Below are 12,256 nucleotides of genomic sequence, written 5' to 3'. Positions count from 1 at the left end.
CCGCGGCTACTTCAACGCCACCGCGTCCCCGGCCGACACGACCCGCGCGGTCGTCGTCGTGCCGGGGAAGTACCAGCGCCAGCTGCCTGCCGACGTCACGGTGACCTTGGTGCTGAGCTTGCCATGGGTGCCCGTCGTCACGGTCTTCACCGTGCTGTAGTGGGCGCCCCCGGCGGGCCGGAACTGCAGCTTGACCGGCTGCCCGGTGTAGCCGTGGTACTCCAGATTCTCCCAATTGGCCCGCGTCAGCTTGCCGTTGACGGTGAGCGTGGCACCCTTGGCGACGGGCTCGGGGGTCGCGTCGGTGGTGAGCTTCGAGGCACGCTTGACCTTGTAGAGGGCGATGCGGTCGGAGATCCAGTAGTCACCGTCGTTCGCCTTGACGGTCGCGTTGACCTGCCACTCGCCGGCGACCCTGTTGGAGTCGATGTCGTCGCTGTGGGGGATCCAGGCCGGGTCGATGGTCATCGTGCCCGTGCACACGGACGTGGTGGTGCTCTTCTTCACACAGGACGAGTCGCCGTCCCAGGTCGCGAAGCCGTAGGCGTTGGACGTGTTGAACGTGCTCAGGTCCGTGATCTTCTTGACGCCCGAGTCGTCCACGATGGTGATCGCGATCGGGTACTTCACGGTCTTCGTCGTGCCGACGATGACGTTCTTGCCGTGGTTGACGACCGTCTTGGTGACGCGGATGTCACCCTCGCCCTCGGCATGGGCGCCAGTGGCCGTGAGCAGGGTCAGGGCTGCCGCCCCGCCTGCCACGGCCCACAGTCTGTGTCTCATGATCCTCCCCTGTTGGTGCAGGAGAGGTTACGCCGCCCGCGCGAAGCGCTGCTGGCGGGTGCGGCGCTCCTGCGCCTCCCTGATCTGGCGGTCGATGCGGCGGTCGCGCACGATGCCGAGCACCGACGGGAGGACGAGGAGGACGAACATGCCGAGAACGGTGAGCATCGAGATCAGTCCTTCTGTCTGTTCCGTAGTCATGACACCACTGTCGCGCCGGATACTCCTTACGAACAGTGGCAGGACTGCCGTAGACCCTCGATTTACTGCCATCCACGAGGCACACTGGCAGCATGCTGAAGAACGTCGCCTGCGTCCTCGTCGATGGTGTGCACCCTTTCGAACTCGGCGTCGTCTGCGAGGTGTTCGGGCTCGACCGGAGCGACGAGGGCCTGCCGCTGTACGACTTCGCCGTGGTCTCGGCGGAGGGGCGGGCGCTGAGCACCCACGTTCCCGGGTTCACGGTCTCGACGCCGTACGGCCTCGAGCGCCTGGAGGAGGCCGACCTGATCGCCGTACCGGCCTCGGACGCGAACGTCACCCGTGACTATCCGCCCGCCCTGCTCGACGCCCTGCGCCGGGCCGTCGACCGAGGCGCCCGGGTGCTCAGCGTCTGCTCCGGTGTCTTCGTGCTGGGCGCGGCCGGGTTGCTCGACGGGCGGCGCTGTGCCGCCCACTGGCGCCATGCCGAGCTGCTCGCCCGGCGCTTTCCGCGGGCGGTCGTCGAGCCGGACGTGCTGTACGTCGACGCCGACCCGGTGATCACCTCCGCCGGCACCGCGGCCGGCATCGACGCCTGTCTCCACATCGTGCGCAAGGAGCAGGGCCCCGAGGTCGCCAACAGGATCGCCCGGCGCATGGTGGTGCCGCCGCACCGGGACGGCGGGCAGGCCCAGTACATCGAGCGCCCGCTGCCCCGCGCCGAGTGCGACACCGTCGGCGAGGTGCTGGCGTGGATGGAGCGGCACCTCGACGAGGAGGTCACCGTCGAGCAGCTCGCCGAGCGTGCGCACATGTCGCCGCGCACCTTCGCCCGCCGCTTCCAGCAGGAGACCGGCACGACCCCCTACCGCTGGATCCTGCGCCAACGGGTTCTGCTGGCCCAGCAGTTGCTGGAGGCGACGGACGAGACGGTGGACGCGATCGCCGGCCGGACAGGGTTCGGCACGGCGGCCGCACTGCGCCATCAGTTCGTACGGGCGCTGGGGACGACCCCGAACGCCTACCGGAGGACGTTCCAGGGACCGACCGCCGCGTGAGCGCTCCGCGGGGAGAGCCGCGATCGGCCGTCAGTCACCTGCGGGTCCGTCGTGGCTGGTCGCGCAGTTCCCCGCGCCCCTTTGGGGCGCGTCAGTCCCCCTCGGCACCGGCCTCAGCAGCAGGTTGTGCGGGTGGAGTGTGATGCCCACCCGGGTCGCGTCGTTCGAGCCGGGCACCTGCTCGAAGCGGTACCTGGTGGCCAGCGCCGCCGTGATCAGCGTCAGCATCGCCATGGAGAAGTGGTCGCTCGGGCACTTGCGGTTGCCGACGCCGAACGGGCTCATGGCGTATTTCGGCACGTCCTTGGCGCGTTCCGGGAGCCAGCGGTCGGGGTCGAAGTCGAGGTTGCGCGCGTACGACTTCGGGTCGCGCTGGACGGCGTAGGGGCTGTAGACGATGTCGGCCCCGGCCGGAATGCGATAGCCACCGAGTGACGTATCGGCCACCGCCCGTCGGGTCAGAATCCAGATCGCGGGGCGCAAACGCATCGCCTCCACGATGACATTGTTGGTGTGCCGGAGCCCGCGGACGTCCTCGAATGCCACGGGCCGGCCGCCGGTGACGGATTCGACCTCCGCGCATATCTTGTCGGCGTGTTCCGGATGTTCCACGAGCACATGGAGCAGCCACAAGATCGTGGAGGCCACGGTTTCGATGCCCGCGGTGAATATCGCGACGACCTGATCGTGGATCTCCTGCTCCCCGATGGGGTCGCCTTTCTCGTCCCGCGCCTCCAGCAATACGGTCAGCAAATCGTCCGGCCTTTGACCAGATGCCCGGCGTTCGGCGATGACCTCGTCGACCAGGCGATGAAAATCGGCCAATGCGCGGTTGAATGTGCGGTTGGCTGGGAGCGGCAGGTTGTAAAGCGGCCCGAGCGGGATCACCATCCGCCGGTACATGCGGCGGAAGAGGGTTTCGAGCGCGGTACACAGCCGCTCGGCCCGCTTGTCCATGTACGCGCCCCGCAGCAGACAGCGTGCGGTCATGCGCACGGCGATCCGGAAGGACTCGGCGCTGCAGTCGACGGTCTCGCCGGGCTTCCAGCGCTCGGTCAGCGCATGCGCCTCCTCCTCCATGATCGGCCCGTACCCGGGGATCGCGTCGAGCCGGAAGGCGGGCTGGATGGTGCGCCGCTGACGCCGGTGCCGTGGGCCGTTCGCGGTGGCCACGCCCTCCTTGCCGAGCAGGCCTTCCAGGGACTCCCACAGCGGCCCGGCGATCTCGAAGTCGGTGCTCAGCGCGAGTGCGCCGGTGAGGTCCGGCGTGGTCACGGCGTACACCGTCTTCGGTCCGAGCTTGATCCGTACGACGTCGCCGTGCTCCCGCAGCGCGGCCATGAAGGCCAGCGGATCACGGATCAGCTTCCAGCCGTGGCCGAGAAGCGGAACTCCTCCGCCCGCGAGGGGCGGCTCACGCAGTTCCGAGGCCGCACCGGGTCGGGCCTCGGGCTTCACAGACTCGACGGTCATTTCTCACCTGCCGCTTCGTTGTGGACGTACGGGGGCGTGGACCGGTCGTCCCAGCTGTCGACCATGTACCGGCCGGACTCGTGGTGGAACCAGTAGACCGAGCTGAACCAGTTGCGCATATTGCCGACACAGGCCCGCACGGCGGCGCCGAGTTCCTTTTCGCGCACTGTGCCGTCGGCCAGGGAGTCGGCGAATTCCAGGGCGGCCCGCTCGGCCACCAGGAAATCGGAAATGCAGGTCTCGACGCGCCGCCTGACTTCCGTCACCGCCTCCTCCAGAGTCAGCCCCTCGTGGGTGATGAGGCTGATTCCGAGATTGTGGACCTCGTCACCCGCGATTTCCTTGGGGAGCGAGCAGAGGTCGTTGTACCAGGCGGCGAATTCTTGGCTCAGTAACGCCGCCCGCCGATATGCCGGGTGTTTCCGTACGCCGTCCGGGAGTTCCCGTTCCGCGCTCGGCTCCAGGAGATCGGTCCAGATCCGGTGCGCGAAGGTGAGCCGGCGCAGTGCGAGGTATTCCTCGACCGTCGGAATGTGCCCCTCGATGCGGTTGCGGAATTCCCGGTCGTACGCCTCGATCACCGCGTGGAAGTGACGGGCGAAGCGGGCGTTCCAGGTGCGGGGCAGGAACGAGTACAGCCGCAGCACACTGTCCGCGAACCCCGCGACCAGCGGGTCGCCGTGACGCAGATGCTCCGCGGGGGAGTCGACGGCCGCGTGCAGGCGGAACCTCAGCCGCCGCCAGGCGGCCGGACGGTGGTGGACGATGTCGCGGTCGTGCCGGTCGTCCCAGACGAAGAACCACGCACTGTAGTCCCCGATCGCCTGGAGCACGTCGTCGGGGGCGCCGATGTAATACCCCGCCATCAGGTCCGTGTAGCACAGACCGTCGGCATATTCTTCGACCTTGTCGGCCGGCATCAGCCGCTTTTCCAGCAGCCAGGTGCGGGTCTTCTCCTGGAGTCGGGGCCAATACGGATGGAGTTGCCTGGGAAACGCTGCTTCGATCACCGGGAGAGAGAGCGATGGTGGTACCGCGACCGCCGTCGGTGTCGATGCGGTGCTCCGTGAGAAAGCATGCACGAACAAACCCCTCTCAGCCGCCAGTTGTGCAGTTGCGCACGCCCTCCCCTGCCGCTGTGCCGGGTGTGCGCCGTCGCATATCCCCGCGCTTCCATTCAGCACCACAACTGACCGATCCGGGAACGGATTTGCTTCATTCACTACCCCACCGTGCCGAGATTCTCCCCCTATGTGACTGAATTTGGATCACCAGCTGCACGGATAGGATCGAACGTGCGACGGACATGCGAACGGCGCCTGCTCAGGAAGGGGTTCCTGAACAGACGCCGTGTGTGAGGGGCTTGTGGGGCCGTCGAGCGGACCTCAGTCGTTGGCGACCACGGGGTACCGGGGCTCGTTCTCGGCCATCTGCCTCAGCGCGTCCTTGCGCTCCCGCTTGGAGAGACGGTCGATGTAGAGGTAGCCGTAGAGGTGGTCCGTCTCGTGCTGCAAACACCGAGCGAAGTACCCGGTGCCGCGCACCTTGATCGGGTTGCCCTTCTCGTCCTGCCCGGTCACCTCGGCGTAGTCGGGGCGGGCCAGCGGCGCGTACGCCGTCGGCACGGACAGGCAGCCCTCGTTGCTGTCGTCCAGACGGCGCTTGTCGGCGGGCAGGTCGACGAGCTTCGGGTTGCAGACCACGCCGACGTGGCGCACGCCCTGGTCGTCCTGGCAGTCGTAGACGAAGACCTTCAGGTCGACGCCGATCTGGTTGGCGGCCAGGCCCACGCCCTCGGCGGTGCGCTGCGAGGCGAACATGTCCGCCACCAGCTGGTCCAGCTCCGCGCCGAACTCGGTGACGTCCTTGCACTCCTTGTGCAGCACCGGGTTCCCCACGACGGTGATCGGCCGCGAGGTGCCGCGCTCACGCCAGGCGTTCTCGCGCTCCTCCGTGTCCTCGGTGTCGACGACGAACCCCTCGTCGTCCACGGGGAGCACGCCCGCGTGCTGCTGCTCGGTGTCCTGCTGGGCCATGACCGACGTATGCCTTCCTCGGAAAAACAGGGGTGTGATGCTGATACAGAGTACGGGGACGCGCCCCGACAGGGGCGCGGGGAACTGCGCGACCAGCCATACACAGCCCGCAGCCTGCAGACCGCCTCGCCCCTACGGCGACTAGCAGACCTCTTCCAAGTCCCGCCAATCACGCGAGTCCGGACTGTCCGCAACCCACCCGTCCAGCAACCCTCGGACCAGCGAAGCCGGCGCGGCCACCCCGCACTCCCGCTCCGGCACCCACAGCTGCCCGTCCGTCCGATGCCCCAGCGGCCCGGGGTGACCCGGCTCACTGTGATCATGCGGATCCAGATGCTCCCCGTCACCCTCATCGGACGGCATCCGCGACTCCGAGCACATCCGGCACAGCAGCCGCACGGACGACGACCAGTCCTCCGCAGCGAACCCGGCATCCGCGGCGAGCTGCTCCAGGGCGTCCCGGTCGGCCTCGGTGGCGGCCTCCAGGAGGACCACCCAGGTCGGCACCGGCGAGGGCGCCCACAGCTCGATCTCGTCGAAGACGGGGTAGGCGTGCCCGGACGACGTGGTCCGCTCCCCGTGGGGCACCCCGTCGTGCAGCACGACCTCGCCCCAGCGCCGCCCGGAGGACGGCAGCGGAATCGACAGCACCTCGATACGGGCGGGGTCGAGGCGCCGCCCCCACACGACCTCGGCCTCCCCCTCGGGGGACAGCCGTACGGCCGCGCTGCCCAGGTCCATCCCGACCGGCTCACCGGACGCTGTCGCCCCGCCGGGCACCCGCAGCCCGTACGCCTGCCAGGCCCGCCGGGCCAGCGGCCAGTCCTGCAGGGCGGTGGCCGCGATGCCGACGTTCCACCAGTCGGGCGCCCCGGTCTCCCGGTCGAGGAGGGCCACGGCCCGCAGTCCGGCCGCGCGGGCCTGCTCCCAGTCGTGCCGGAACTTGTGCAGCAGGGCGAGGTTGAACCAGGACTCCGACAGCCAGGGCTCCAGATCGGCGGCCCGCGTCAGCAGCGCGCCCGCGTCCTCGTACCGGCCGTCGCCGATGAGCGTGAACGCCCGGTCGGTGGCCTGCCGCCAGGAGGCGGAGGGCCGGTGCCGTCCCTTGCCGAAGATCCTCACGATTCCCGCCTGCCAGTTCCGTGGAGTGGGCTGGCTAGTGCTCGCCCCCGGACACCCTCTCATTCGCATCCAACCACGTACGGCTGGAAGGGCGCTCATTACCCATGGGTTACCCACCCACAGGCATGCTCAGACTGTCTCTGGACAACACCCGTGCGAGCGATCCGACCACCTCCGGCGCATAGTCCCCGGCGGTCCCCAGCCGCAGCTCCTCCAGTGCCTTCAGCGGCCCGCCGGGCCCGGCATCGCGCACCTTCTCCTCGTAGGCGTTCACGGCCCGCACGATCCGCGCGGCGACCGGCTGCTCCGGACAGGGGTCGGCCAGCCGCTCCACGACCGTGGCCACCTGAGGGTTCACTCCGGTCTGCCGGACGACGGCCCCGCCCAGCAGCGCGATCCGCCGCTGCTCCTCCACGGGCAGCCCGGAGGTGGCCCCCGCCGGCACCGGGTCGACCAGGCTGAGCTGGCCGATGTCGTGCATGAGGGCCGCGTACTCCAGCACGGTGAGCTCGGCCTCGGTGAGGCCCAGGTCCCGCCCGACCTCGCGGCTGAGCGCGGCCACCCGGCGGGCGTGTCCGGCCGGCGTGTACCCGGCGATCTCGGTGGCCCGGGCGAGGGAGGCGATGGTCTGCCGGTAGGTGGCGCGCACGCCGGCGTACCGGCGGAAGGACATCTGGGTGAGCAGCAGGGGGAGCGAGAAGACGGGCAGCGCCCACAGCCCGGTCACGGCGACCGCGAGCGCCATCACCGCGCCGGTCGCGCAGACGGCCGAGCCGATCCCGAGCGTGGCCCGCAGCTCGTCCCGCAGCAGCGGCCCGAACGGCCACCGGGTGCGGGAGTGCGCCAGCGCGGCGGCGAGCAGGGCGTCGCACAGGGCGGTGAGGGCGAGGATCGCGATCAGGAGCAGGGCGTAGGCGGTGCCCCAGCCCTGGAACGTGCCCTCGTTGTACAGGGGTTGGAAGCAGACCGCGGCGAAGCCGGTGGTGAGCACGCGCCGGGCGAGGTGGTCGGACACGGGGCGCCCGTGCGCGATGTGCGGCACGCTGCCGAGGAGCGAGGCGGCGAGGACGACGCCGACGACCTGGCTGACGCCGTGATGCGTGGGCTGTCCGCCGCTCTCCCCCAGCAGGGCGTACGACAGCGCGGCGGCGGCGCCGAGCGGTGCGGCCTCCCGGCCCTCGGCTCCGGTCCACCGGGTGAGCTCGCCCAGGGTGACCAGGGCCCCGAAGGCGACGGCCGTGCCGCGTTCGTACAGGCCGCTTCCCAGGGTGTCGATCAGGCTGACGGCGGCGAGGACGGCGGCGCAGGCGTGCACGAGGGTGAGCAGGAGGGGCCGTCTCGGCGCGCTCATCGGTGCGCTCCCCCCGGGACGCCGGCGGCCGGCGGGCGCGAAGCGAGCGTAGGGGCTTCGTCGGCGGTCACCGCGGGATGCCAGCCGTACTGGTCCACGGCTCGGACGAGGGCCGTGACCATCCGGGGGTCGAACTGCGAGCCCGCGCACCTCTCCAACTCCCGCAGGGCGACGGACACGGGCCGGGCCCGCGAGTAGGACCGGGTCGAGGTCATCGCGTCGAACGCGTCCGCGACGGCCACCACCCGGGCCGGCTCCGGGATCTGGCTCCCCCTCAGCCCGTAGGGGTAGCCGCTCCCGTCCAGCCGCTCATGGTGATGCAGGACGGCGGCCCGGGCCTCGCCGAGGAAGGAGATCCCGCGAACCATCTCGTGCCCGTACTCGGGATGCAGCTCGATCACCCGCCGCTCCTCGTGCGTGAGCGGACCGTCCTTGCGCAGCAGCCGCGTGGGCACGCCCAGCTTTCCCACGTCGTGCAGGATCCCGGCGAACCGCACCACCTCGACGCGCTCGTCGTCCAGGCCGAGCTCACGCGCGATCATCATCGAGGCCTGCCCGACCCGCTCGCTGTGTCCGCGGGTGTAGCCGTCCTTGATGTCGACGGCCTGGACGAGCGCCCGGATGGTCGCCTGGTGCGCCGCTCGTTCCCGGTGGTACTGGGCGAACACCCACCACGACACGCACATCGGCAGCAGCACGAGCAGCGCGGCGACCGGGCCGTACGGGCTGCGCCACAGCACGGCCATCATCAGCCCGGCCAGACCGTGCGCGGCGATGGGTGCGAGCGAGCGCAGGAAGAGGCCCCGCCAGGCGCGACGCACCGGGACGTGGTCGGCGAGCGCCTGGATCCCGCCGTCCAGTGCGGTCAGGACCAGACAGAACGCCAGCACAGCGGCGCCGGCGGGCGCGAGCGCGTACGGAAAGTCGGATGCCACGACGGCGTCCCGCCCGCCGAGCGCCTCGTGCACCCGTGCGGCCGCCCACACCGCGACCGCGAGCCGGCCCGCCCGCCACACCCGCCGCAGCCGGCGCTGCCGCCCGCCGACCGGGGCGACCAGCGCCCCCGGCACCGCGACCAGCGCGGCGGCCGACGGTGACAGCAGGAAGGCTCCGGCGAGGAGCACGGGATAGAAGGAGCCGAAGAACCGCTCGCCGCCGGCATAGGGGCCGGCGAGCAGGGCCACCGCCCACCAGGGCGTGTGCGCCCACGCCGGCCCGTGCAGGCAGTACAGGGCACCGAGGACGACACAGACGACGTAGACACGGGCCCGTGCCGGTATCGCCTCCATACGCCCCTCCCCGGCCACAGACTTCAGGCACGGGAGCCTAGGGCGGCAAGGGGGAGGTATGCGGTCTCAAGACCGGCGGATTAGCACGTTCGAGTGACGACAGCCCGTTCCAGGCAGGGGAGTTCCAGGGACCCGGAGGGTCAGGACTCCTGCGGTGTCGCGGTCACGTCGTGCTCGGGCACCGCCTGGCCGGAACGGATCAGGTCGAGCCGCCCCAGCACCTTGGCGCGCAGGTCGGTCGGTACGTCGTCATGTCCGCAGCACCGCTTGACCAGCTTCTTCACGGCCTGCTCGAGACCGTACTTCTCCAGGCACGGCGAGCACTCCTCGAAGTGCTGCTCGAACTTGGTGCAGTCGGCGTCAGGCATCTCACGATCGAGGAACTCGTACAGATGATCGAGTACCTCACTGCAGTCCGTCTCGTGCGGCTCTCCGCAGCTCATGAGCCCGAACCTTTCACTTCGTTCGACTCTCCGGCGCCGGCCGGGACCAGCCCGCGCTCACGGGCGTAGTCCTCGAGCATGCCGCGCAGTTGACGGCGGCCCCGGTGCAGCCGGGACATCACCGTACCGATGGGTGTCCCCATGATGTCCGCGATCTCCTTGTACGCAAAGCCCTCGACATCGGCCAGGTACACGGCGATGCGGAATTCCTCGGGGATCGCCTGGAGGGCTTCCTTCACGTCCGAGTCGGGCAGGTGGTCGAGCGCCTGCGACTCCGCGGAGCGCAAGCCCGTCGACATGTGCGACTCGGCGCGGGCGAGCTGCCAGTCCTCGATCTCCTCGGCCGCGGAGCGCTGGGGTTCACGCTGCTTCTTGCGGTACGAGTTGATGAAGGTGTTGGTGAGGATCCGGTACAGCCAGGCCTTCAGGTTGGTGCCCTCGCGGAACTGGTGGAAGGACGCGTACGCCTTGGCGTACGTCTCCTGCACCAGGTCCTCGGCGTCGGCCGGGTTGCGTGTCATGCGCAGCGCGGCCGAGTACATCTGGTCGAGGAATTCGAGCGCGTCCCGCTCGAAGCGCGCGCTACGCTCGGCGGTCGACTCCGTGGACGTGCCCACGCTCGTGCCCAGGCCCTCGGGCTGCTCCGCCTGGCCGTTGTCGGTCCCTGCGTCGGTACCGGGAACCGGACCCACCTCCTCAAGATTCCGGGCAGGACCGAAGCCGGTCCCACCTGAATCGGAGGATAGACGACCTGCCGTACCTGCCGCCCCTCGAATAGGAGCGGTCCTGGCCGCATGCAGCACCGTCCAGTCCAGGTCACTGCGGCTGCTGCGGGCCGGGCAGAAGGTCGAACCCATGCGGCGGACTTCCTCTCCTACGACGTCTGCGCTGCTGTTTCAGCACCGCTGTCCGCCACAACAGAGGTCCGGTCCGCAACATTCCCGAACCTTTACCGAGTGACCCGACCCACTCGTCACCCGAGTGACCCGACCCACTTGACCACCGCGTCCGTGACGACCGCCACGGCCTCGTCCTGATCGAGCGGCGCCCGCTTGGGCACCGCGAACCCGTGATCGCCGTACGGCACTTCGATCAGCTCGTAGTCCCCGTCGGGGAACTCCTCGGGCTTCCCGAACGGATCGTTCCCGCCCTGTACGACGAGGGTGGCCACCCCGGCCCCGAGCAGCTCCTCGGCGCGGGACTTCTCGGGCTTGCCTGGAGGGTGGAGGGGGAAGCTGAGGGCGAGGACGGCACGGGCGCCCAGTTCGACGGCGGTACGGCAGGCGACGCGGGCACCCGCGCTGCGGCCGCCGGAGATCACCGGCAGCCCGGGGCCGGCGAGCGCGGGCCAGACGCCGCGCCAGCCGACGTCGAGGGTCTTCGGCGCGGGTGCCACCTTCTTCCCGGCCACCCGCCAGGGCTGCTCGACTAGGGCGACGGTCACCCCGTGCCCGGGCAGGACGTCGGCCAGCGCCCGCAGGTCCCGGGCCTCGATGCCGCCGCCGGCGCCGTGGCTCACCGCCAGCACGAGCCGGGCGTTCTTCGCCGGGTGCCAGGTGATGCGGGCGTCTCCCGCATCCGTACCAATGATCTCGGTGGTCACGTCAGACTCGCTGGTCACGTCAGACTCGGTCGTCACATCAGAAGAGTGTGCCCTCTTCGGGCCCGTCCAGCTCCTTCAGCAGCTCCGGGCCGTTGTTGCGAACGTTGCTGACCAACGTGGAGACGGGATAGGCACGCATCAGTCCGGCCGGCGGCGGGTCGAGCAGCGTCCGCAGCTCGTCGGGGTCGGTGCGGGACGGGTCGAGCCAGGCGTCCCAGCGGTCCGGGGTCAGCATCAGCGGCATGCGGGGATGGATGTCGGCCAGCGTGTGCGGGCCTTCCGCGGGCGCCACCGCCAGCGGAGTGGTCTCCGCCTCCGTCGTGATGACGGAGCAGGTCACCCACCAGGCCTGCGGGTGCTCGTCGGGCAGCGTCTTGTCCCGCCAGAACTCGTACAGCCCCGCCATCGCGAACACCGACCCGTCGGCCGGCAACACGAAGTACGGCTGCTTGCGCGGCCGTTTCCGCCTGCCCTCCTGCTCCAGGTCCAGCTCCTGCTTGCCGGTGACCCACTCGTAGTAGCCGTCGGCGGGGATGATGCAGCGCCGGGAGGAGAAGGCCCGCCGGTACGACGGCTTCTCGTGCACCGTCTCGGCACGCGCGTTGATCATCTTGAAGGCGCTCTCGGGGGTCTTGGACCAGCTGGGCACCAGCCCCCACTTCAGCTTGCGCAGCTGCCGAACCGGCCGCGGGTCGGCGGCGTCTTTCAACGGACGGTCGAGGACGACGTGGACCTCCTTGGTCGGCGCCACGTTGTAGTCCGGTTCCAGGGTCTCCTCGGGCTCCCACTTCTCGATCTCAAAGATTCCTGCGAGATCCTCGGGCCTACGACTTGCCGCATACCGTCCGCACATACGTGCCACACTGCCAGATTCCATCCGACCACAGGGAGCCATCG

The 12,256-nt window shown here is 69.9% G+C and carries 13 protein-coding genes; 1 reads left to right on the top strand and 12 read right to left on the bottom strand.

Annotation, left to right across the window (positions count from 1 at the left end):
• Positions 1 to 6: 6 nt before the first annotated feature.
• Both ACQEV2_RS28435 and ACQEV2_RS28430 read right to left on the bottom strand, forming a co-directional pair.
• Complete coding sequence (locus ACQEV2_RS28435) at positions 7 to 783, bottom strand: hypothetical protein (RefSeq protein ID WP_433047381.1); 777 nt, start codon at positions 781 to 783, stop codon at positions 7 to 9.
• 27 nt (positions 784 to 810) lie between these two features.
• A complete protein-coding gene (locus tag ACQEV2_RS28430; protein ID WP_433047378.1) occupies positions 811 to 984 on the bottom strand; it encodes a hypothetical protein in 174 nt (57 codons plus the stop codon).
• A gap of 92 nt (positions 985 to 1,076) precedes the next feature.
• Between ACQEV2_RS28430 and ACQEV2_RS28425 the strand changes: the two genes are divergently transcribed.
• Positions 1,077 to 2,042 (top strand): helix-turn-helix domain-containing protein, encoded by a 966-nt coding sequence (locus ACQEV2_RS28425; RefSeq protein ID WP_433047375.1) that lies wholly within the window; start codon positions 1,077 to 1,079, stop codon positions 2,040 to 2,042.
• Between the two features lie 30 nt (positions 2,043 to 2,072).
• On the opposite strand, the gene ACQEV2_RS28420 is transcribed toward ACQEV2_RS28425, so the two are convergent.
• From ACQEV2_RS28420 to ACQEV2_RS28375, 10 genes are all read right to left on the bottom strand, one after another.
• Positions 2,073 to 3,515, bottom strand: a complete 1,443-nt coding sequence (locus ACQEV2_RS28420; RefSeq protein WP_433047372.1) for a cytochrome P450 — start codon at positions 3,513 to 3,515, stop codon at positions 2,073 to 2,075.
• Complete coding sequence (gene cyc1 / locus ACQEV2_RS28415; protein ID WP_433047369.1) at positions 3,512 to 4,597, bottom strand: epi-isozizaene synthase; 1,086 nt, start codon at positions 4,595 to 4,597, stop codon at positions 3,512 to 3,514. Before cyc1 ends, ACQEV2_RS28420 begins: the two co-directional genes overlap by 4 nt.
• Before the next feature lie 303 nt (positions 4,598 to 4,900).
• Positions 4,901 to 5,551 (bottom strand): peptide deformylase, encoded by a 651-nt coding sequence (gene def, locus ACQEV2_RS28410; protein WP_433047366.1) that lies wholly within the window; start codon positions 5,549 to 5,551, stop codon positions 4,901 to 4,903.
• Between the two features lie 141 nt (positions 5,552 to 5,692).
• The gene (locus ACQEV2_RS28405; protein ID WP_398814888.1) at positions 5,693 to 6,673 is read right to left on the bottom strand and encodes a tetratricopeptide repeat protein; all 981 of its coding nucleotides are present in this window, start codon (positions 6,671 to 6,673) and stop codon (positions 5,693 to 5,695) included.
• 109 nt (positions 6,674 to 6,782) lie between these two features.
• On the bottom strand, positions 6,783 to 8,024 hold the full coding sequence (locus tag ACQEV2_RS28400) for an HD-GYP domain-containing protein (RefSeq protein WP_433047363.1): 1,242 nt from the start codon (positions 8,022 to 8,024) through the stop codon (positions 6,783 to 6,785).
• A complete protein-coding gene (locus tag ACQEV2_RS28395) occupies positions 8,021 to 9,313 on the bottom strand; it encodes an HD-GYP domain-containing protein (RefSeq protein ID WP_433047360.1) in 1,293 nt (430 codons plus the stop codon). Before ACQEV2_RS28395 ends, ACQEV2_RS28400 begins: the two co-directional genes overlap by 4 nt.
• A gap of 140 nt (positions 9,314 to 9,453) precedes the next feature.
• Positions 9,454 to 9,756 carry a mycothiol system anti-sigma-R factor gene (gene rsrA / locus ACQEV2_RS28390; protein ID WP_093906706.1) on the bottom strand — a complete coding sequence of 101 codons (303 nt, stop codon included), beginning with the start codon at positions 9,754 to 9,756 and terminating at the stop codon, positions 9,454 to 9,456.
• Positions 9,753 to 10,448, bottom strand: coding sequence for an RNA polymerase sigma factor SigR (gene sigR / locus ACQEV2_RS28385; RefSeq protein ID WP_128434547.1), 696 nt, complete (start codon positions 10,446 to 10,448; stop codon positions 9,753 to 9,755). The genes rsrA and sigR overlap by 4 nt, the downstream gene beginning before the upstream one ends.
• A gap of 281 nt (positions 10,449 to 10,729) precedes the next feature.
• Positions 10,730 to 11,359: an alpha/beta hydrolase family protein gene (locus ACQEV2_RS28380; protein ID WP_433054841.1), complete on the bottom strand. Its 630-nt coding sequence runs from the start codon at positions 11,357 to 11,359 to the stop codon at positions 10,730 to 10,732.
• A 37-nt stretch (positions 11,360 to 11,396) separates the two neighbouring features.
• Positions 11,397 to 12,212 carry an SOS response-associated peptidase gene (locus ACQEV2_RS28375; protein WP_433047356.1) on the bottom strand — a complete coding sequence of 272 codons (816 nt, stop codon included), beginning with the start codon at positions 12,210 to 12,212 and terminating at the stop codon, positions 11,397 to 11,399.
• Between the last annotated feature and the right edge of the window lie 44 nt (positions 12,213 to 12,256).

The organism is Streptomyces sp. CA-251387 (genome assembly GCF_050936625.1).
GTDB lineage: Bacteria > Actinomycetota > Actinomycetes > Streptomycetales > Streptomycetaceae > Streptomyces.
The sequence above is the reverse complement of the archived record's forward strand: the minus strand, read 5'-3'. Positions and strand labels throughout refer to the sequence as shown.

Coding starts and splice junctions, on each gene's coding strand:
- ACQEV2_RS28435 (WP_433047381.1), bottom strand. CDS start 783: ATGAGACACAGACTGTGGGCCGTGGCAGGCGGGGCGGCAGCCCTGACC.
- ACQEV2_RS28430 (WP_433047378.1), bottom strand. CDS start 984: ATGACTACGGAACAGACAGAAGGACTGATCTCGATGCTCACCGTTCTC.
- ACQEV2_RS28425 (WP_433047375.1), top strand. CDS start 1,077: ATGCTGAAGAACGTCGCCTGCGTCCTCGTCGATGGTGTGCACCCTTTC.
- ACQEV2_RS28420 (WP_433047372.1), bottom strand. CDS start 3,515: ATGACCGTCGAGTCTGTGAAGCCCGAGGCCCGACCCGGTGCGGCCTCG.
- def (WP_433047366.1), bottom strand. CDS start 5,551: ATGGCCCAGCAGGACACCGAGCAGCAGCACGCGGGCGTGCTCCCCGTG.
- ACQEV2_RS28400 (WP_433047363.1), bottom strand. CDS start 8,024: ATGAGCGCGCCGAGACGGCCCCTCCTGCTCACCCTCGTGCACGCCTGC.
- ACQEV2_RS28395 (WP_433047360.1), bottom strand. CDS start 9,313: ATGGAGGCGATACCGGCACGGGCCCGTGTCTACGTCGTCTGTGTCGTC.
- rsrA (WP_093906706.1), bottom strand. CDS start 9,756: ATGAGCTGCGGAGAGCCGCACGAGACGGACTGCAGTGAGGTACTCGAT.
- ACQEV2_RS28375 (WP_433047356.1), bottom strand. CDS start 12,212: ATGTGCGGACGGTATGCGGCAAGTCGTAGGCCCGAGGATCTCGCAGGA.